Source organism: Xanthomonas albilineans, assembly GCF_009931595.1.
GTDB lineage: Bacteria > Pseudomonadota > Gammaproteobacteria > Xanthomonadales > Xanthomonadaceae > Xanthomonas_A > Xanthomonas_A albilineans.
Genome location: NZ_CP046570.1, coordinates 933,429 through 953,802, shown reverse-complemented (window position 1 = coordinate 953,802; position 20,374 = coordinate 933,429). Strand labels below are relative to the sequence as shown.

The window sequence follows — 20,374 nt, the reverse complement described above, 5'->3', positions numbered from 1 at the left end:
AAGCGTGTTGCCGGAGGTGGCAACAACATACGAGGAAAGCTAAGCGCGCTTAAAAACGACGGAGAGTTTTAGAATCAAACCGCAAATAAGACCAAAGAAAAATCCTGCGAGATGCGCGGTCGTGGCTGCATTTTCCGACATCAACTCGGCCTCCAACACTCCCAGAACAGCAAGATTTGCAAGAAACAGACAGAACCCTTTCGGCATAAGGGATCGAGTAGTGAAACCCGAAAAAATCACAAGACCAAAGAGAGCATATACGCCACCAGACAACCCTCCGTAATTATCAAACAAATGCCCCCCATAGTTCATCTGTGCATACGCAGCAATTATATTCCCGAAGAAGAACACTACCAAGCTTATGTGTCCCAACAAAGCAGATGAGAGCACGCCCACGAACAATAGAAGTACGGCATTTTTAATAAAATGGTATAGCGAATAATGCAAAAATGGGCCCGAAAAAAAACGCCAATATTCACCAGAATCAATTGACGCATACATTGCGCCTATCCGCTGAAAGACCAAGTCATTGCTGCCAAGGTGCTCAATCATCAGAAGCTGAAGGCACCCAGTAGCCAGAATCAATCCCATCCAGATTAGCCTGCCTTGACGCGACCGCTTATCGACGTTAAGCCATCGAAAAAACATGGCCCGCTGTACAAGACCAACTTTTGAACCTATACCCAAGCAATAGTCAAGAATAAGCGCACCCGCGAGACTCACGGACAGGAGGCCAATATGAAATGTCCTAGAACCCACCTGCTGAAAAGCAACAACACAGAGGAGCATGCCAAAAACAAGTAAGCCAACAGATATTCTCTTGTAGTTGCCCTGCACGGACTTAAATGCGACGTGTTCCAGCTCCGGTATAAGAATCGGAGGAAGGAACTTCGTTGAGTTAGGTGACGCAATCAGCATTGAGTTCGCTGGCAACCACTTAGACGCAAGACTCATGGCATCCTGCAAGTTAATTTTCTTAGGCTGCCGACGATCAAATAAAGACCACTGCCTTTGCTCATTATCAGGAAATCCCTGCTCATCATCCCATCGCCCATCACCATGCATCACTATGCTCTCTTCGAATGTAATCTATTGATCGAGCAAGTCAGATTCAACTCACTACATTGCACTTCAGTCTATATCCCCAACGACTCTTGTGGATACACACATTTGCGCGATTATGCACGCCAGCCATCCAAAGACGGACTGGCGCGCACTTTCTATTGTCAAACTATTAATCGCTCAATTATTACTGGCCAAATATTGAGCAATGGCCAAACCTGCAGCAGCCCCAATAGCCAGGCCAATAACCGGCGCACTGATGGGAGCCGTGGCGATGGCAGCACCTGTGCCAAGCACTCCCAGAACCGCGCCTGCACCGTCATAGCCAGAGATACCACCGCTGACCGATTGAACTTCATCAATTGACATTTCACGCATCGCAATACTCCTTTACTTACGCTATTGGACACAAGACCCTTGTGTCATGGGGCCGACAACGCGGCAGATGTCAATTTCCCAGAAAGAACGTAGCGACAACTAGACGAGAACTAGCCATGTGCCCGTCAGTACCTGTGCAATGTGCTAACACCTCACCAAGGTGTCGGTATAGACTAGAAATCATCGAATAAATTGTGATTATATTCACATTAATAGAAATTGTCTACCTCATTGGGAAAGGCGCCGCAAGTCAGTCGCGAGGCGCTGATCAATACACAGATGCGCATGGCGTTGAACAAAGTGGCGTTCTTGCCGTTCGGGTTGATGATCGACCGCTGGCGCTGGGGCGTGTTCGATGGCTCGATCGGCCCGGACCGCTACAATCAGGCGTGGTGGGAACTGAAGGCCAAATATCAGGGTGTGGCCCCGGTCGCGCCGCGCGGCGAGGCGTTCTTCGACCCAGGCGCCAAGTACCACGTGCCGGCCAACACGCCGTACACGCGCTACTTCCTCTCGCACATCCTGCAATTCCAGTTCTACAAAAGCCTATGCGATGCCGCCGGCCATAAGGGGCCTCTGTACGCCTGCACCTTCTACGGCAACAAGGAAGCCGAGCAGAAATTCTGGTCGATACTGCAACGTGGCGCCAGCCAACCCTGGCAGGCCACGCTCAAGGAACTCACCGGCAGCGAGCGCCTCGATGCCGGCCCGTTACTGGAATACTTCGCGCCGATCCAGCAGTGGCTCAAACAGCAAAACCAGGGACGTCTGTGCGGCTGGGACACTCCCAAGCCGACAACACCGCATTGAGCCCGATCAAGCGTGTTGCCGGAGGTGGCAACAACATACAAGGAAGCGATGGAAAGTCTGAATAAGTCCATCTCCCCCATTTTTTGCGCGACCAATTCATTGAATCTTAAAGCCGCTGATCTAGAAGAACTGACTTGTTCATGCCCTCCTTGGGTGTCTATGAAAATCTGGCCGCTTCACTTTCCCGCAGACTCAATGCAGAGCATGCTAGAAATGATGACAAGCGTCTTGAATTGACGCTGCATCCCACGACAGTTGGCAAACAGGCCGCATCCCTTTCCAAATTGAGGGCAATAATCATGACAACACATTCGACCATTCGTTATTTCCGTAAAACCGCGTTGTGCACTGTGTTCGCACTGACGGCCGGAGTCACCACATCGGCTAGCGCAGAACAGACCCAGCCGCCTGCTCCCATCCTAGCTTACACAGTAAATTACAACCCCGCCGTGAAAGCTGTTTACATGCAGAACGTTCACAACCCTGGCGGATGGGCGTGCGTCCAAGTCGCCGCGGCGAGGTCGACTGGTGGCTTCAAAGGAGCCCCAGCCCTCCTGTACGGTTTCACATACAGCATGCGCGGGATGAGTAACTCTGACTGCCGATCAAGTTCTGCTTTGCCCAATGTATATCTGAAGGAATATACCGCCACCTACGCAAATCAGATATTTTTCAATATTACCCAAAACTCGATTTACGTCACTGATTAAAGCTCCACCAACTAACAGCCGCTGCTACGCGCGGCGGCCTATCCTGCCATGGGCCGCCGCATTACCGATGTCGGCAATGCCTCATAGGCAACCATTCGGTGGCGCTCATTATTCGCACGATGCACTTGACATGCACCCCGCACCCCCTTCCATATGAAATGCACAGGAATCATCATGTCCATGAATCGCCCAGGTTTACGTAGACACTCATGCTCCTCGTTGCGCGTAGCGCTGCTTGAACTCTACATGGAACAGGTCGCCAGTTGAACCATGGCGGCGTTTGGGGCTGTAGAACATCTCGATGTAGTCGACACCTCGGCGCGGCGACGTCTGGCGGGATAGGCTCGCCGCCTGATCCGCTGGCGTTTGAGCAGGCCGAAAAAGCTCTCCACGGGGGCGTTGCAGGCTTCGCGCGCGTGGCAGTTGCCGCGCCTGCTCATACTGCCACGCTCTGGTCCAACTCGGCACGCTGCACCACGCTAGGCTTGCCGAACTTGCGCAGCCAGGCGTACAGGCTGTGCGTGGTAACACCCGGTCGCTCTGCGACTTCTACCACCTTGAACACTCGGTCGATCACTTGCCGGACCGCCTCAACCTTGAACGCATCCGAATACCGCTTGCTACTCATGGACACCTCCGAATCAGCCATTTCCCATGGCCATGAGATGTCTAGGAAACCCTGGGCGTCTCAATAAGGTGATTGTTCGAGGACTCATCCAACACGGGAACTCCCTCGGGAGCCGGGACGATTCCGCCAGCCTTCTGGAGCGCCTCCCGGCGCGCCAGCACTCCCACGCCCGACTAGCGCCGCATGCGACGCCATGCGATCAAAGCAACCGCCGCCAGCGCGGCGACGCTACCGATCGCAGTCAGTTGCGCCATCCGCCGCGCACGCTGCGCGCGCAACTGCACGTGCGTGTTGTCCGCATCGTCTGCGGAGAGCGGCGACTGAAACACCGCGTGGGAGGCGACTGATCGACTGCGGGCCGTCGGCTTGGCGCTGGCGGGTCTGGAATCGACATCGTGGACGGGACGGATGGTTTTGGTCATGTCGGGTGTCGTCTTGTTCATGCGTCGGGCCGATGCTGCGATGTGCGTGGAGTCACGGCGTCATTGTGCCAAGGGCAACGTTAACCCGATGCGGGCGAAACGTCATCCTGTATCAGCACACTACCTGCATGGTCGGCGAATGAACCTGCGACCACTTGCGGACTACGCGACGACGCCGATGGATCGCCCCCAGGATTGCGGCATGAGCACACTCACAATTCGGTGTACTTGGTGATGCGGCCCTTGGCCCGCTCCACCGGATATTTGGCGGCGTTCACCTGCATCTTGCGCTGCGCCGCGTCGATCGGATCGATGCCAAGCTTGTCGCACAACTGCAACAGATAGAGCAACACGTCAGCGATCTCGCTGCCCACCTGCGCTTTCTTGTCGTCGGACAATTGCCGGCTCTGCGTGTCGTCCAGCCACTGGAAATGTTCCAGCAGCTCCGCCGCCTCCACAGACAGCGCCGCGGCCAGATTACGCGGACTGTGGAACTGGCCCCAATCGCGGGCATCGGCGAAGGCGCGCTGGGCAGTCTGCAGATCGCGAAGGCTGTCGGGCATGGCATGGCTCGGTGTGATGACGCGGCATGGTAATGCAGCAGCGCGTGTGGCAGCACATGGAAGATGTGCACTGCGCGCCTAGTGAGCCGTCGTGGACCGAGACGCGGCGACGCGGCATGAAGGCGTAGAACATCGGTCGCGATGGTAGCTGTGCGCCGAGAGCGGAATGCAATCCTGTGATCTTATGCCGACAGGGGTGACGGGCACGTCAAGAATTCACACATCCTTCACCCGCATTCGATGTAGGGAAGGGCAACGCAGCACGGGATAAGTTTTCCCTCGGCTGACGCCGCTGTCTGCCGGCCGCGTGAAAACGCCATCACTCTTGCCAAACCATTAACATTTAATTTTCATTAAAATCAATTACTTGAATAAAATTTAATGCCGCTCGGTCGATTCGACGTTGTCCACAGAGGGTGTGGATGACTTTTGCATAACGTTGTGGATAAGGTCGATGCCGGCCCGTGAAACAAGAGTGTCAAACGAGGTGATGAAAATTTCACCATCATTAATTTACTTGGGACCGCCCTCCCCCCATCCGCCGTCTTGGCGGCACGGCGATTCGGGCAACATGGCCCGGCATGGAAACCAGACTTCACTCGGGTCCCCTCCCGGGCTCGCGGGCGAGGCCGGGAGATGCGAACGTCGAGGAATGACGCGGTTCAGACCACCGCGTCTTCCTTGTACGCCTCCACCGGGATGCATGCGCACATCACGTTCTTGTCGCCATAGACGTTGTCCACGCGCGCTACCGGCGGCCAATACTTCTGTTGCTTCAGGCTCGGCAGCGGGAACGCGGCCAGTTCGCGCGGATAGGCGTAGGTCCATTCGCTGGCGGTAACCTGCGCGGCGGTGTGCGGGGCGTGCTTGAGCGGGTTGTCTTCGCGGTCCAGGCGGCCGTCTTCGATCGCGGCAATCTCCTCGCGGATCTGGATCATCGCCTCGATGAAGCGGTCCAACTCGTGCAGCGATTCACTCTCGGTCGGCTCGACCATCAAGGTACCGGCGACTGGGAAGCTTAGCGTCGGGGCATGGAAACCGAAATCGATCAGACGCTTGGCGATGTCCTCGGCGCCGATGCCGCTGGTTTTCTCCAACGGGCGCACGTCGAGAATGCACTCATGTGCGACCAGCCCGTTGCGGCCGGTGTACAGCGTCTTGTAGTACGGAGCCAGACGCTTGGCGATGTAGTTGGCGTTGAGCAGCGCGACCTGGGTGGCCTTGCGCAGGCCGGTGCGGCCCATCATGGTGACGTACATCCAACTGATCGGCAGGATCGAAGCACTGCCGAAGCTGGCGGCGCTGACCATACCAACGACACCTTCGCCGGCAGCTTTTTGAGCTTCGCCGGCATTAGGCAGCGTCATGGGCAAGTATGGCGCCAGGTGGGCTTTCACCGCACATGGACCGACGCCTGGGCCACCGCCGCCGTGCGGAATGCAGAAGGTCTTGTGCAGATTCAGATGCGACACGTCCGAGCCCCACTTGCCGGGCTTGGCCACACCGACCAGCGCGTTCATGTTGGCGCCATCGGTGTAGACCTGCCCGCCGTGGGCATGCACGGCGTCGCAGATCGCCACCACGTTTTCCTCGAACACGCCATGGGTGGATGGGTAAGTAATCATCAGCGCGGCCAGGCGCTGGGAATACTTCGCGGCCTTGGCGCGGATGTCTTCGACATCGACGTTGCCGTTGCCATCGCACTTAGTCACCACCACGGTCATGCCGCACATCTGCGCCGAGGCCGGGTTGGTACCGTGCGCCGATTCGGGAATCAGGCAGATATCGCGATGGCCTTCGCCGCGCGCACGGTGATACGCGCGGATCGCCAGCAGGCCGGCGTATTCGCCCTGCGCGCCGGAGTTCGGCTGCAGGCTGACCGCATCGTAGCCCGTGCATTCGACCAACATCGCTTCCAGCTCGTCGATCAACTGCGCGTAACCTGCGCTCTGGGCGGCCGGCGCCAGCGGATGGATCCCGCCGAACTGCGGCCAGGTCACCGGGATCATCTCGGCGGTGGCGTTGAGCTTCATCGTGCAACTGCCCAGCGGAATCATCGTGCGATCCATCGCCAAATCTTTGTCGGCCAGAGCGCGCATATAGCGCAGCAGTTCGTGCTCACTGTGGTGGGTGTTGAACACCGGATGCTGCAGGAATGCACTACGGCGCCGCAATTGCGCCGGCAACGCGTCGGCAGTCGCCGCGTCGAGCGCATCGACGTCGGCGCGCACGCCGAACAACTGCGCCAACGCGACCACATCGGCGCGCGTCGCGGTCTCGTCCAGACTGATGCTCAACGAGCTGCTGTCGATCGCGCGCAGGTTGATGCCGGCAGCGTGCGCCTTGGCGTGGAGCGTCTCGGCATCCACGCCGGTGACGTGCAGCGTATCGAAGAAACGCGCACCAACAGCGACGCCGGCGCTGCGCAGCGCCGCGGCCAGGATCGCAGCCAGACGGTGGGTACGCCGCGCGATACGGACCAGGCCCTCGGGGCCATGGTAAACCGCGTACATCGACGCCATCACCGCCAGCAGCACCTGCGCGGTACAGATGTTGGAAGTGGCTTTCTCGCGGCGGATGTGCTGTTCGCGGGTTTGCAGGGTGAGACGATAGGCGGGGTTGCCCGCCGCGTCGATGGAGACGCCGATCAAACGGCCCGGCATCGAGCGCTTGTAAGCGTCGCGACAGGCCATGAACGCCGCGTGCGGACCACCGAACCCGAACGGCACGCCGAAACGCTGCGAATTGCCGACCACGATGTCCGCGCCCCATTCGCCGGGTGCGGCAATCAAGGTGAGCGCGAGCAAGTCGGTGGCCACGGCGACCAAGCCGCCACGCGCATGCACGGCGGCGGCTAGTGCGGCATGCGCGTCGACCGAGTCGAAATGGAACCGGCCGAAGCTGTCCGGGTACTGCAGCAGCACGCCAAAGCAGTCTGCCTGCAGCGCTTCCTCTGGGGTGCCCACGCGCAGCACAATCCCCAGCGGCTCGGCGCGGGTGCGCAGCAATTCCAGGGTCTGCGGGTGCACCGCGTCGTGGACGAAGAAGGTGTCCGACTTGGCCTTGGCCGAACGCTTGGCCAGGGTCATCGCCTCGGCGGCGGCGGTGGCTTCGTCCAGCAGCGAGGCATTGGCGATCTCCATGCCGGTGAGGTCGGCGCACATGGTCTGGAAGTTGATCAGGGCTTCCATGCGGCCCTGCGAAATCTCCGCCTGATACGGGGTATAGGCGGTGTACCAGGCCGGGTTTTCGAGAATGTTGCGCAGAATCACCTTCGGCGTGTGGGTGCCGTAATAGCCCTGGCCGATGAAGGTGCGGAACACGCTGTTTTTGTCGGCGATGGCACGGATCTTGGCCAGCGCCTCCTCTTCGCTGATCGCCTCGGGCAACGCCAGCGCGGCCGGCGATTTAATGCTGCCGGGCACGATGGCATCGGTGAGCGCATCCAGCGAATCGTGGCCGACGGTGCGCAGCATCTGCGCGATCTCGGCGTCGTTCGGGCCAATATGGCGCTCGATGAAGGCCGAGTGGTGCTCGAGGTCGCGCAGCGAAGAAGTCTGAGGCATGGAGATGATCCGGCAAAGGAAGGCACGAGAAGCAGGCACACGCATATCGCGGTCCGACCGCATAGACGGTTGGCCGACAGGAAGCGCGCGCCTCCCAAATGTGCCCCTCTGTCCTTTTGCCTGAGAGTTTGGAAGCCGCCGTGGATCGCGCTGCGCTTCGTGCCCCTTCGGCGCCGGGTTTGACCGGTCTCTCCAGAGTCTTGGTGCGGGTGGTATCGGGCCTGAGCGATTACGGGCGTTGCGCCTTCGGCAGCGGGTTGCCCCACTTCTCCCACCATATTGCAGATTGATTATAGCGTAGCCAGCACCATCCACGGTGGGTGGAATCGTGCGATGTCAGGCTGAATAGGCAACACAGCATGTGTGCAGCGACGCTGCTGGCGCGTATCATAGGCACACCCTATCTTTCCACGCCCGTCCCTTGCCGGACGGCATCGTTGTGTGTGCGACCAATTTATCAGGATGTCCGAATGTCCCTCCCGAATGTGTCCACCCGCCGCATGACCTTGCTGCTGGCCGGGCTGACGATGTTCGGCCCGTTCTCGATCGACACCATTTTCCCGGCGTTCCCGCAACTGGCGCAGCGCCTGCATGAGGATCCCGTGGCGATCCAGCAGACGGTCAGCGTGTACCTGCTGGCCTATGCGCTGATGGGCCTGGCACACGGGCCGCTGTCCGATGCCTGGGGACGCCGGCGGGTCATCGTCGGTGGATTGACGCTCTTCATTCTGGCCTCGGTCGGTTGCGCGCTGTCGCACGACTTGCCGACCCTACTGGCATTCCGTGCGCTACAAGGTATCTGCGCTGGGGTCGGCATGATCGTCGGCCGTGCGGTGATCCGCGACCTGTTCCACGGCGACGACGCCCAACGGCTGATGAGCCACGTATCGATGCTGTTCGGTATCGCCCCTGCAATCGCACCGATCATCGGCGGCTTGATTCTGAGCAGTGGCCACGGCTGGCCGATGATCTTCTGGTGGTTGGTCGGGTTTTCTTCGCTGCTGCTACTCGCCACGCTGCGCTGGCTACCGGAAACCCACCCGCCGCAGGTACGCACGCCATTGGCGCCGCACACGCTCCTGCGCGATTACCTCGGCATCGCGTTCAACCCACACTTCCAACGTCTGGCCGCCGCCGGTGCGTTCAACTCCGCCGGAGTGTTCCTGTACATCGCCTCGGCGCCCGCGTTCGTCATCGACCTGCTCGGCATGAGCGAGCAGGATTTTGCCTGGCTGTTCATGCCCACCATCGGCGGCATGACCCTGGGGGCATTTCTCTCCGGGCGCATGGCCGGCCGACTCGGGCCACTGCGCCAGGTCCGCATCGGCTTCATCTGCTGTGGTGCATCGGTGGCTGGCAATATCGCCTACACCGCGCTGGCGCCACAGATCGCCCTACCGTGGGCGGTATTGCCGATTTTCGGCGGCGGCCTGGGCATGGCATTGATCTTCCCGATCCTGGCGCTCGCCGTGCTGGATATGTATCCGCGCCAGCGCGGGCTGGCCTCGTCGCTGCAGGCGTTCACCCAACTCATGGTGAGTGTGGCAGTGGCGGGGGGATTGGCACCATTGCTCAGTGGCCACCCGCTGCATCTGGCGCTGGGCTCGGGCGGATTTTTCCTGCTCGGCTGGGCATTCTGGCGTTGGGAGCGGCGCAGCGACATGCCGCTGCCGAAGCAGGAAGCGCAGATGCCAGTGTTGGAACCGACAGACGTACTATGAGCACCGAAGACGTGGTTGGGCTATCGTCGTCGGGTCACCGTTGAGGCAATCGCATGTCCATCCAGTCCAAGCAGCGCCGCAACCTACGCAAGAAATTGGCCGAACGCCTGCGCCACCGCACCGAGATTGCCGCCCCCAGCGCACAGATCGAGCCACACGCGGAACTGCGCGATCGGCAAAGCACGCTCCTGGCCGGAATCGTGCGCCGCGAAGGCGAATGGGTCTTGGGCATGGATGGGCGCATCGCCGGTCAGAGCGAAAGTGCGGCGCAAGTGCTGTCGCTGATCATGCAGGCGGCGGAACTGCACGAGCGTGCCGGCACGTCGGTACGCTTGATGTACTCGGACGCACTGAAGGACGCCGCGCACGCCGATGCGCTGGCACAGGGCCTGAGTTTCGAGGAGTTCAAGGCGCGTCACACTCAGATCATGCGTCGCGACGATGGCGGTGCAGCGGCTCCGCCGGCCTGACTCCATGGGCCAGAGCGCGAGCCAGGCTGCGCACGAGGCCGTGTCGCTGAAGCGGGTGCGGCGGCGCGACAGCATCGCGCTGATCCAGGCGCATCGAACCAGCATCGCCCTGCATCATCCGTGGACGTATCCGTTTACCGACGTGCCCGGTTTCGAGGCCTGGTATGCCCAAACCCTGGACGGTAGCAACATCGCGCTACTCGCGCGCGAGCGCAGCAGCGACGCGCTGGCAGGGCTCTTCACTTTCAGTCAGGTCGTCGGCGGCTGTTTCCAAAACGCCTATCTGGGCTATCACGCGATGGCCGGTTGCGAAGGTCGCGGACTGATGACCCATGCGCTGCGTCTGTGCGTGGCTTATGCGTTCACCGACCTGGGATTGCACCGGGTGGAGGCTAACATCCAGCCGGATAATACCCGCTCGCTAGCACTGGTAAAGCGCGCCGGTTTTCGTTGCGAAGGCTATTCGCCGCGTTACATGCGCATCGGCGGAATCTGGCGCGACCATGAACGCTGGGCACGGCTGGCCGACGACTGAGCAAGGCGCGGAAACACACACATATTTGCCGCACTGCCCTGGTTCGCGACAACAACCCAGCTCAATCGCAGAGAAATCGCTCCGACTGACAGTCGATCAGACGGAGCATCTCGAGCAACCTCAGTGGACGTGGCGCGAGCGGCTCTTGCCCCTGCTGCTGCAATCCCCCAGGACGAAAAGACCGTCGCCAGCGGTAGACAACTGCCGCCGCCACCACCTCGCGCTCATGATTTGGAACTTGCGTTCGAGTCGGATGGATTAATTCAACTTAATATCTCGTATCAGCCAGGGTTTACCGCCTGCTGCACGGGGAAATGTCGTCACACTCACACGAATTCAGACGCTGCAATTCGTCACATTGCAGCGCGCTCTCTCACGGAACATGACCATGATCACGACTCATTCCCTTAAAATAAAAGCGAATGCAGTGGGCATTTTTGCAATTATGACCACAGCCACTGCAATTGCCGCCGCGCCTTCGGTGCCACAATGCACCATTCCGCAACAATGGCCAACCCCAAGCAACGCAATAGTCGTGGGTAATGGTACGGCGGCTAGCTGTACAGCGACTGCACTTTCCAATGCTGTCGCGCAAGGCGGCTACGTCACCTTCAATTGCGGCGCGCAACCCGTCACCATTCCAGTCAGCCAGTCGATCACGATCGGCTCAAGAAATCCGACTGTGATCGATGGGCAAGGCCAAATCACCCTGGATGGTCAGCAATCCACACGCATTTTGCTGGTGAATGCATGGAGCGCACTCTCGGTGCGCAACATACAACTTCAAAACGGTAGTTCTGTGCAGCCACCGTCGAACACTTCGTATGACCCTGGCACCTGGGGCGGCGGCGCGATCAAGGTCGGCTATCAGGGCAAGCTGGAAATCATCAACAGCCAGTTCATCTCCAATCGCAGTAGCATCGGCGGCGGCGTCCTCTTTGCAGGTAGCGACGCGGATGTCACCATCGTGGGAAGTTCCTTCTACAAGAATTCCTCATGGCTTGGCGGCGCGCTCTACACCCAACTCAGCCGCCTGACGATCGTCAATAGTGATTTCGTAGGAAATCAAGCGATTAACCCTCCGCAGGGCTTTCCCGATGCTGGCGAGTTTGGCGGTGGCGGGGCAATCGATACGGATGGCGCATCACTCAACGGGTATATCCACGGGGGAGTGGGGAGCGGCGGCACCTTGTCACTCTGCGGCACCGTGGTTAATAACAACGTTGCCGCAAATGGCTCCGGAGGATTGACACTCTGGGCGTATGCGCCTGACACGATTGACGTGAAATACTCCACATTCGCCAACAACGTCGCGACAAGTGGCCTTGGCGGTGCCGGCCGCATCAGCCTTGGGTTCACCGATGCTTCGCATTCGGGCTCGACCATGACAACACCTGGCATCATCAACGTCACCGAATCGAGTTTTATTTCGAACAAATCTCAAAATGGCAATGCTGGCGCCTTGTATATGGACTGTTACGGCGCGTGCGATATCAGTAATAGTACTTTCTATGGCAACTATGCCTCGAACGTGGGTTCGGTTATCCAGCACACAGGCTGGCCGTCATCCGTCGGCGATCAAGGCAATGTCACCGTGCGCTTCAACAACGTCACCTTCGCGGAAAATTCGCAGGGAGCCGCACTGTTCGGCGACAGATTCGATATCCACAACAGCATCTTCACCTCAAAGACCGAACGTTCGTTCTGTAGCAGCCAGAACAATCACGGCGACAATATCATTGAACATTCAGACAAAGGCGCAGTCTGGCCCTTCAGCTGCTTGAAGTCTGGCTCGGTTAAATCGGCTGATCCACAGTTGTCCGCTCCTGCCGACAATGGCGGTCCGACTCTCACCATGCTTCCTGCTGCAAACAGCCCCGCATACGCTTCAGGTGTCAATTGCCGTGAAATCGATCAGCGCGGCTATTCTCGAAATACAGCGCTGTGCGATCTCGGCGCAGTTGAGATCGGTGCGAAATCCAGCGGTGGCGGCTCCAGCGGTGGCGGCTCCAGCGGTGGCGGCTCCAACGGTGGTGGCTCCAGAGGTGGCGGCTCCAACGGTGGCGGTTCCAGCGGTGGCGGTTCCAGCGGTGGTGGCTCCTCGGGTGGCCCGAGCTTCAGCACCAAGGTCATCGTCGACAGCAATTGGCAGACCGGCTATTGCGAGCGCGTGCAAGTCACCAACACCGGCAACACCACAGGCGACTGGGTCGTCACTCAGACGATCAGCGGCACGATCAACAATCTGTGGAACGCCAATTGGACGCCGCAGGGCTCCACGATCAAAGCCTCGGGCATGGATTGGAACAAGACCCTGGCGCCCGGTGCCATGGCCGAGTTCGGTTTCTGCGCCAGCCGTTGATCTCCTCGGGTGATGTAACACCGTCACCACGCACTGTGCGGTGACCAAGAACGGCAGTGTCTCTTGACGCTGCCGTTCGTGCTTCAGGGCATCACAACGCGCCAACCATCGGCTATCGGCAAACACGGAGCGGCGCCACTCAGTCCAGCCTGTCCATGCGGATGCGGTTGGCGAACAGCGAAAACGCCAACATTCCGGCCAGTCCTCTGGCACGCGCCATCCACGGCGGCAACCAACGCGGCGGCAGCAGGATGCCGGACTCGAACAGCGGCGCGAATCCGACCACATCTTCCAGCGTCATTTTGCCAGCGAACAGCCAGCGGCACAGCGACAGGCGGTCGTGCTGCAAGGCTTGGCGGAAAAAGGTGTGCACCGAAGCCAGCCCGCGCAGGTACACCGTGTCCTTGGTGAAGGCGACGCCACCGCTGGTCGGCACGCCACGAAATACGCGTTGGGCCGATGAAAAACTCTCCGCTGGCAACTGCCCGGCCGCATCGAAGTAACGGAAAACCTCAATAAAGTCAGCGCCCGCGCGCGCCAGCGCGATCGCCTCGATACGCAGACTGATCCGCTTCATGCGCACGATATCGATACTGCCGGTGATCTGCTCGGCGAAGGTCGCCAGGCCTTCCTGGGTCGCCGTCACCCGCGGCGAGGACAGCGCAAGACTGCGCAGATGCACCTGTGCGCGGCCATTGAGCCCGGTCAACGAATGCACCAATGCCTCGTGGTGGAACAACTGCGCGCGGTCGTAATCGCTGAACGTCGCACCAGCGCGTAGGCGGATACGGCGCGCCCCCGCTGCGGCCTTGGATGGCAGGTCCGGATCCAGTTCGACCGCGATCACCCGCCCGCCGAAAAAGGCATCCAGATCGCGCTGCAACAGCAGCTGCAGCGCGGTGGCCGACACCGGCACCTGCTCCTCGGCCGAAAGCAGCTCGCCGTCTAGATCCTTGGCGATATGGATGAAATGGCCGGCCGCCTCGCGCATGGTCGGCCCTTGTCCAGGCATCGGATCTTCAGGGACACCGAACAACTGCGCCGAATACGTCCCCACCGCCGATGTCCCCAGCGACTCCAGCAACGCCGCAGCCAGATCCCAACTCTGCACCGACGCCTGCAGATAGACACCAAGCGGGTGCGTCGGATCGCACGCCTGTGTGATCGCGGCCAACTCGCGACGTGTGTCGGTAAAGTCCAGGCGTGGATACTGCACCTGCGGCAGTTGCGGCTGACCGCGCGCCACGCTGTGCAGAAACGGCGCCTGCAACGCCAACGGCCAGCTCGTCAGTCCCAGTAGACGGATGCCGCGCACCGCCTTGACCATCCGCGCGTCCAGTTTGGCATGATGGCGGATCTCGGTAGGCAACACCGCCATCGCCGAACCCGATCTCGCTCAGCGACGCAGGCTGCGTGACGGCTGGCGCTTGCCGCCCGGCTTACCGGAGGGCGACTGACCGGCGCGGCCGGTCGTCGCGTTCTGCGCTTGCCGCTGCGCCAGCTTGCCAGCGGCACCGACGACTTCCTCGCGCAGCTTGAGGTAATTAGCCAGACGTGCGGCGTCGATCTCGCCGCGTTCGATCGCGGCCTGCACCGCGCAGCCCGGTTCGGCCTGGTGCGCGCAATCGTTGAAACGGCACTGTGCCGCTAATGCCTCGATATCGGCGAAAGCGCCCTCGGCCAGGTCTTCCTCGCCAGTGGGCTTGAGCTCGCGCATGCCCGGCGTGTCGATCAGGCAGGCGCCGGACGGCAGCGGCAACAACGCGCGGTGCGTGGTGGTATGGCGGCCACGCGAATCGCGCTCGCGCACGGCGGCGGTGCGCATCTTATGCACACCGAGCAAGGTATTGGTCAAGGTGGACTTGCCGGCGCCGGACGACCCCACCAGCACCACGGTCTGTCCCGGCTGCAGCCAGGGTCGCAGCACGGCAACGCTATCGGCCTGCGTCGCGTTGACCGTCAGCAGCGGGATCGACTGTGCGGCCAGTTCATCCAGCACCGCCAGGGCGTCGTCGGCGTACTCGGTGAGATCGGCCTTGGTCAGCACCACCACCGGCGCGGCACCGCCACCGCCGACCAGCAGCAGATAGCGCTCGATGCGGCGCGGATTGAAGTCCGCATCCAGGCCGCAGACGATGAACACCGTATCGATATTGGCGGCGATCACCTGCTGATGGTAATGCTCGCCAGCGGCGCCGCGCTTGATCGCGGTGCGCCGCGGCAGCAGCGCGACGATGCGGGTGCCGTCCAGCAGGACCCAGTCGCCGACCGCGGCACGCTCGTGGCTGGGGAAGCGCGGCCGCTGCCAGTCCGGCAGCGACTCCACCTTAAAGGCGGTCTCCACCGCATCGGCGACCACATAGCCGGTGCGATGCTGCTCCACCACCCGCGCCGGTCGCGCCTGCGGATAGGCGTCGAACCGCGCCTGCCAGACCGGTTCCTCAGGCAATCCGGGCCAAGGCCAGCCGATGGGGCGCAACGCAGCGAAGTCGATCGGAAGCAGGCTCATGTGCGGATTCTAGACGCTGCCGACGCTGTCCCGGTCGTTCTATTCCATTTCCGTTACCATGCCAGTTCCACGCACCACCGGCTAATGCGATGCCCACACCGCCGATCAAGCCGCTCGCGATCCGCGAACGTCTGTCCGAAGTCCGCTACGAGATCCGCGGAGAACTGGCCCGGCGCGCACGTGACCTGGAAGCGCAGGGACGCAAGCTGATCAAGCTCAATATCGGCAATCCCGGCGCATTCGGCTTCCGCGCACCGGACCATCTACAGCGCGCGATCGCCGACGACATGGGCCGCACCGATCCCTACACCCACCAGCAAGGCATGCCGGAGGCGCGCGAGGCGATCGCGGCGGCCTACGCGCGACGCCAGCATCCGAACGCCCATCCGGAGCGCATTTTCATCGGCAACGGGGTCAGCGAACTGATCGACCTGTCCCTGCGCGCCCTGCTCAACCCAGGCGACGAAGTGCTGGTGCCGTCGCCGGATTATCCGTTGTGGTCGGCTGCCACCATCCTCAACGACGGTCGCCCGGTGTACTACCGCTGCGCGCCAGAGAACGGCTTCCAGCCCGATCCGGTGGAAATCGAAACGCTGGTGTCCTCGCGCACCCGCGCCATCGTGCTGATCAACCCGAACAATCCCAGCGGCGCCAGCTATTCGCGCGCCCTGCTGGAGAAGATCGTCGCTATCGCGGCCAAGCACAACCTGCTGTTGATGGTCGATGAAATCTACGACCAGGTGCTGTACGACGGCGGCGAGTTCGTCCCGGTCGCGCCCTTGGCCGGGGAGCATCCATGCCTCAGTTTCGGCGGCCTGAGCAAGGTCCACCGCGCCTGCGGCTGGCGGGTCGGTTGGGCGCTGCTCTCCGGTGCCGCCGAGCGCATCGGCGACTTCCGCAACGCCATGGACCTGCTGGGCGCGCTGCGCCTGTGCGCGAACGTACCCGGCCAATTCGCCATCGACGCCGCGGTCAACGGCCCCGATACCATCTCTCCGCTCTGCGCGCCCGGCGGGCGTCTGTACGAAACCCGCCGCGCGGTGATCGATGCCTGCGCGGCCAGCGAACACTTGTCGCTGGTGCAGCCGGCGGGCGCCTTGTATGCGTTTCCGGCCGTAGTTGGCGCCGCCGCACGCGGGTTCGACGACCATGCCTTCGCGCTGGAATTGATGAACGAAGAGGGCGTGCTGGTGGTCCCAGGCTCCAGCTTCAACGTGCCCTATCACAACCACTTCCGCGTCACCCTGTTACCGGAAGCGACGACGATGCGCGAGGTGTTCGCGCGGATCGACCGGGTGCTGACGCGGCGGGCCGAAGCCGCCACCAAGGTGGTGTCGCTGAAGTCACGCAGCGCGATGGCGTGATGCCGCGCATGCCACCGCCAGCCTGGTCGAGATGACCGCACACGCGGCCGGCACGCTGCGCTACCTGGCGCTGGGCGACTCCTACAGCATTGGCGAAGGCGTGGCAGCGCACCAAAGATGGCCGATGCAACTGGCCGCCGCGCTGCGCACGCGTGGGTTGGCCGTGACCGATCCACAGATCGTCGCCACCACCGGCTGGACCACCGACGATCTCGCCAATGGCATCGACGCGGCCGCACCACAGGGGCCGTTCGACCTGGTGACACTGCTGATCGGCGTCAACAATCAGTACCGCGGCTACCCATTGGACGCGTACCGTGCGCAGCTCGACGCGCTGCTGCAACGTGCGATCGACTTTGCTGGCAACCAGCCGCGGCGAGTGCTGATGGTTTCAATCCCGGACTGGGGCTTGAGCCCGTTCGCACAGCCACCCGCGCACGATCCGGTGCAGATCAGCATACAGATCGACGCCTTCAATGCCGCCGCCCAAGACTGCTGCGCCGCGCGTGCGGTTGGTTTCATCGATATCACCCCGATCAGCCGCGATGGCGGCGGCGACGCGGCGATGCTGGCTGCCGACGGACTGCATCCGTCGGCGGCGATGTATGCGCGCTGGACCGAACGCGTGTTACCTGCGGCATACGCGGCGTTAGCCTGACCGGCACGCAACACTCACTGGCAAACAACACCCGCGCAACACCACTTTACTTGCGGTTCTGATCGTTCGGCATCTCGCATGGCGGCTGATCCGCATGCGGCGCCTCGCTGCGATAGGCCGCCACCTGCGGGATATCGGCATCAGGCACGTTTGCGCAGAGCCCACGTGTGCGCAGCACCTGCAGCACGCCTTCCACGACCGCCGGGTTATGCCCGTGTGCCGCACCTTCGTGCAGCAGCACAATCGCGCCCGGAGCCAGATTACGGGCGATGCGCGCCACGGCCACCGCAGGGTCGCAGCGCACGCCGTCGAAGCCGCGCACGTTCCAAGCCACTCGAGTCAGACCATGACGGCGCAGCGGTGCGGCGACAAAGGGGTTGGTCATGCCCACCACCGAGCGGTACCAGCACGGCGCGATGCCGGCGATGGTGGTCAGGGTTTGCTGCGCCTGATCGATCTCGCGCGCCATGCGCTGCGGACCCAACGCCCAGAACCAGGCTTGTGGGTGATTGTGACTATGATTGCCGATGCCATGGCCGCGACACACGATCTCGCGTACCAGGTGCGGGCGGGCGGCAGCGCGTGCGCCGACCAGAAAGAAAGTGGCCCTGGCCTGGTAGCGGTCGAGCAGATCCAGGATCGCCACGGTGTCGTCGGACGGGCCGTCGTCGATCGTCAGCCATACCCTGGGGGCGCTGCCGGGCAAGCGGTCCAGCACCGGCGCATACAGCCGCGCTTGAGGCAGGAAGACCGCCAGCACAAACACCGCATGCGACAGTAGCAGTGCCGGGAGGCCAATGCGCCAGCCGCAGGCCCACCAGAGCGCCGTGACCAGCGCCTGCGAAAGCAGCGCCCAGAACAGCCAGCGGTGCGGATGACGCGGGATACGATGCAGCGTTTCTGGAACTGTCATGCCCCATGATGCCATGCGGCGTAGAATGACCAGCCCGACTCCGCGACCGAATGCCTGCCATGTCCCTCGACCCCGCCCTGCGCTCCCGCATCGAAACGCTGCTTAACTCCAACCGCGTCGTGCTGTTCATGAAAGGTCAGCCGGGCATGCCACAGTGCGGTTTTTCCGCCAAAGCGGTGGGCGCGTTGAACGACCTCGGCGTCGACTTCGCCCACGTCAACGTGCTGGCCGATCAGGACATCCGCGAGGGCATCAAGGCCTACGGCGACTGGCCGACGATCCCGCAGTTGTACGTGGACGGCGAGTTGATCGGGGGCAGCGACATCATTTTGCAAATGGCCGGCAATGGCGAACTGAGCGAGTTGCTGGGCGTGCCCGCCCCGGATCGCACGCCACCGACGATCACCATCACCGACGCTGCCGCCGACATGCTGCGCGGCGCGCTGGCCGACGCCCCAGGCGCCAGCCTGGCATTGGCGATCGATGCGCAGTTCCAGCCGAACTTCCAGCTTGCGCCGACCGATTCCAATGCCATTGCCGCCGAATCCAACGGCCTGCGCGTGCAGTTCGACCTGGGCAGCGCGCGCCGCGCCGACGGCATCACCATCGACTGGGTGGACGACCTGCGCGGGCGCGGCCTGGCAATCGACAACCCCAACGCTCCCAAGCCGGTACAGGACATCAGCCCGCGCGACGCCGACGACCAGATCCGCGCCGGCAACCTGATCCTGGTGGACGTGCGACCGCCGGAGGAGCGCGCGGTCGCTGCTGTGAACGTGGCATTCCGCTCCCTGGACGGCGAGCAGCGTGCGCAATTGGAAGCACTGCCGAAGGACACCGCACTAGCGTTCTTGTGCCATCGCGGCGGACGCAGCGCACAGGCAGCCGAACACTTCCGCACGCTCGGTTTCACCCGGGTACATAACGTGGTCGGCGGCATCGACGCCTGGACCGACCAAGTGGATGGCAGCGTACCGAAGTATTGAGCCGGTTTCGCACGGGGCCACGATCAACGCAACGGGCAAATAAGGTCATGCGCTCGGGCAGCCACTCGTCAGCCGATCGGGCAACTGTCGGCAATGCCTCGCGTGCATTGCCATCGGGCAGTTGAAGGCGCACGACGGTTGCATTCGATGCGCCAATGCGCCTGGCAGCTCACCCGGTGCCAGCGTCGACCTGCAGGAAATCGCCCTCCTCCTGCGTGGTTTTCCGCCCCAACGCCGCATTGCGATGCGGGAAACGACCGAAACGCTGGATTACATCTTCATGCATCACTGCCCATTTCAGCGCCTGGGCATCGCCAAGCGCGCTGAACAATTCCACCGCCTGGCGTTGCAAGGCGGCATCCTCGGCATGGGTGTAAGGCAGATAAAAGAACATCCGCAACGTCGCATCCATCTGCCGGTCGAACCCGTCTGCCAGCGCTTGATCCGCGTAATGGCAGGCAAGCCCGTCGGTGGCGTAGGCATGCGCACTGCCACGAAACACGTTGCGCGGCACTTGATCGAGCAACAGCAACAGCGCCAGTGCACCTTCGGCATCACCCATCCACACCGCATATTCGCCACGCGCGACAGCATGGTGCGCATCCAGCAAGTGTTGGCGGACATTGGCATCGAAGGATTCGTTGACGGCAAACCAGCGCTCGCGGCCAGCACTGCGCCAGAAATCCACGATAGCCTGCGGGGTGATCTCGCTCATCG

16 protein-coding genes, 4 pseudogenes and 1 riboswitch are annotated in these 20,374 nt (G+C 61.7%); of the genes and pseudogenes, 9 read left to right on the top strand and 11 right to left on the bottom strand.

What is annotated here, in order from left to right; translation table 11 throughout:
- Positions 1-39: 39 nt before the first annotated feature.
- Together XaFJ1_RS04165 and XaFJ1_RS04160 are read right to left on the bottom strand one after the other, a co-directional pair.
- Positions 40-1,065: a rhomboid family intramembrane serine protease gene (locus XaFJ1_RS04165; protein ID WP_045756750.1), complete on the bottom strand. Its 1,026-nt coding sequence runs from the start codon at positions 1,063-1,065 to the stop codon at positions 40-42.
- Positions 1,066-1,242: 177 nt separating this feature from the next.
- Positions 1,243-1,440: a hypothetical protein gene (locus tag XaFJ1_RS04160; protein ID WP_012915413.1), complete on the bottom strand. Its 198-nt coding sequence runs from the start codon at positions 1,438-1,440 to the stop codon at positions 1,243-1,245.
- A gap of 246 nt (positions 1,441-1,686) precedes the next feature.
- Between XaFJ1_RS04160 and XaFJ1_RS04155 the strand changes: the two are divergent.
- A pseudogene (locus XaFJ1_RS04155) lies at positions 1,687-2,250 on the top strand (M2 family metallopeptidase); the annotation flags it as partial.
- 140 nt (positions 2,251-2,390) lie between these two features.
- On the top strand, positions 2,391-2,960 hold the full coding sequence (locus XaFJ1_RS04150) for a hypothetical protein (protein WP_155393636.1): 570 nt from the start codon (positions 2,391-2,393) through the stop codon (positions 2,958-2,960).
- 207 nt (positions 2,961-3,167) lie between these two features.
- Here XaFJ1_RS04150 and XaFJ1_RS16090 read toward each other — a convergent pair.
- The 5 genes and pseudogenes from XaFJ1_RS16090 to gcvP all read right to left on the bottom strand — a co-directional run.
- Positions 3,168-3,403, bottom strand: a pseudogene (locus tag XaFJ1_RS16090) (IS3 family transposase); the annotation flags it as partial.
- Positions 3,400-3,588, bottom strand: a pseudogene (locus tag XaFJ1_RS16085) (IS3 family transposase); the annotation flags it as partial. The pseudogenes XaFJ1_RS16085 and XaFJ1_RS16090, both read right to left, overlap by 4 nt.
- A 173-nt stretch (positions 3,589-3,761) precedes the next feature.
- The gene (locus tag XaFJ1_RS04140; RefSeq protein ID WP_155393635.1) at positions 3,762-4,010 is read right to left on the bottom strand and encodes a hypothetical protein; all 249 of its coding nucleotides are present in this window, start codon (positions 4,008-4,010) and stop codon (positions 3,762-3,764) included.
- 212 nt (positions 4,011-4,222) lie between these two features.
- Positions 4,223-4,573, bottom strand: coding sequence for a nucleotide pyrophosphohydrolase (locus XaFJ1_RS04135; RefSeq protein ID WP_012915407.1), 351 nt, complete (start codon positions 4,571-4,573; stop codon positions 4,223-4,225).
- A gap of 662 nt (positions 4,574-5,235) precedes the next feature.
- Positions 5,236-8,184: an aminomethyl-transferring glycine dehydrogenase gene (gene gcvP, locus XaFJ1_RS04130; protein WP_425476752.1), complete on the bottom strand. Its 2,949-nt coding sequence runs from the start codon at positions 8,182-8,184 to the stop codon at positions 5,236-5,238.
- 53 nt (positions 8,185-8,237) lie between these two features.
- Positions 8,238-8,345, bottom strand: a riboswitch (glycine riboswitch).
- Positions 8,346-8,609: 264 nt separating this feature from the next.
- On the opposite strand from gcvP, the gene XaFJ1_RS04125 reads away from it, so the two are divergent.
- The 4 genes from XaFJ1_RS04125 to XaFJ1_RS04110 all read left to right on the top strand — a co-directional run bounded on the left by XaFJ1_RS04125 (position 8,610) and on the right by XaFJ1_RS04110 (position 13,227).
- Positions 8,610-9,860 (top strand): multidrug effflux MFS transporter, encoded by a 1,251-nt coding sequence (locus tag XaFJ1_RS04125; RefSeq protein ID WP_012915405.1) that lies wholly within the window; start codon positions 8,610-8,612, stop codon positions 9,858-9,860.
- A gap of 53 nt (positions 9,861-9,913) precedes the next feature.
- Positions 9,914-10,330, top strand: a complete 417-nt coding sequence (locus XaFJ1_RS04120; RefSeq protein ID WP_012915404.1) for a hypothetical protein — start codon at positions 9,914-9,916, stop codon at positions 10,328-10,330.
- 4 nt (positions 10,331-10,334) lie between these two features.
- Positions 10,335-10,865: a GNAT family N-acetyltransferase gene (locus XaFJ1_RS04115; RefSeq protein WP_012915403.1), complete on the top strand. Its 531-nt coding sequence runs from the start codon at positions 10,335-10,337 to the stop codon at positions 10,863-10,865.
- Between the two features lie 388 nt (positions 10,866-11,253).
- The gene (locus XaFJ1_RS04110) at positions 11,254-13,227 is read left to right on the top strand and encodes a choice-of-anchor Q domain-containing protein (RefSeq protein WP_230598049.1); all 1,974 of its coding nucleotides are present in this window, start codon (positions 11,254-11,256) and stop codon (positions 13,225-13,227) included.
- Between the two features lie 139 nt (positions 13,228-13,366).
- Here XaFJ1_RS04110 and XaFJ1_RS04105 read toward each other — a convergent pair whose 3' ends face one another.
- Both XaFJ1_RS04105 and rsgA read right to left on the bottom strand, forming a co-directional pair.
- The gene (locus XaFJ1_RS04105; RefSeq protein ID WP_012915401.1) at positions 13,367-14,605 is read right to left on the bottom strand and encodes a flavohemoglobin expression-modulating QEGLA motif protein; all 1,239 of its coding nucleotides are present in this window, start codon (positions 14,603-14,605) and stop codon (positions 13,367-13,369) included.
- 18 nt (positions 14,606-14,623) lie between these two features.
- Positions 14,624-15,736: a ribosome small subunit-dependent GTPase A gene (gene rsgA / locus XaFJ1_RS04100; RefSeq protein WP_012915400.1), complete on the bottom strand. Its 1,113-nt coding sequence runs from the start codon at positions 15,734-15,736 to the stop codon at positions 14,624-14,626.
- A gap of 89 nt (positions 15,737-15,825) precedes the next feature.
- On the opposite strand from rsgA, the gene XaFJ1_RS04095 reads away from it, so the two are divergent.
- Both XaFJ1_RS04095 and XaFJ1_RS04090 read left to right on the top strand, forming a co-directional pair.
- Positions 15,826-17,100 (top strand): pyridoxal phosphate-dependent aminotransferase, encoded by a 1,275-nt coding sequence (locus XaFJ1_RS04095; protein ID WP_012915399.1) that lies wholly within the window; start codon positions 15,826-15,828, stop codon positions 17,098-17,100.
- 31 nt (positions 17,101-17,131) lie between these two features.
- Entirely contained in the window at positions 17,132-17,758 is a 627-nt protein-coding gene (locus tag XaFJ1_RS04090; RefSeq protein ID WP_012915398.1) for an SGNH/GDSL hydrolase family protein, read from the top strand.
- Between the two features lie 139 nt (positions 17,759-17,897).
- On the opposite strand, the pseudogene XaFJ1_RS04085 reads toward XaFJ1_RS04090, so the two are convergent.
- A pseudogene (locus tag XaFJ1_RS04085) lies at positions 17,898-18,686 on the bottom strand (polysaccharide deacetylase family protein); the annotation flags it as partial.
- Between the two features lie 44 nt (positions 18,687-18,730).
- On the opposite strand from XaFJ1_RS04085, the gene grxD reads away from it, so the two are divergent.
- The gene (grxD, locus tag XaFJ1_RS04080; RefSeq protein WP_012915396.1) at positions 18,731-19,657 is read left to right on the top strand and encodes a Grx4 family monothiol glutaredoxin; all 927 of its coding nucleotides are present in this window, start codon (positions 18,731-18,733) and stop codon (positions 19,655-19,657) included.
- Positions 19,658-19,826: 169 nt separating this feature from the next.
- Here the strand turns inward: grxD and XaFJ1_RS04075 are convergent, their stop codons facing one another.
- Positions 19,827-20,372, bottom strand: coding sequence for a DUF924 family protein (locus XaFJ1_RS04075; RefSeq protein ID WP_012915395.1), 546 nt, complete (start codon positions 20,370-20,372; stop codon positions 19,827-19,829).
- Positions 20,373-20,374 lie beyond the last annotated feature (2 nt).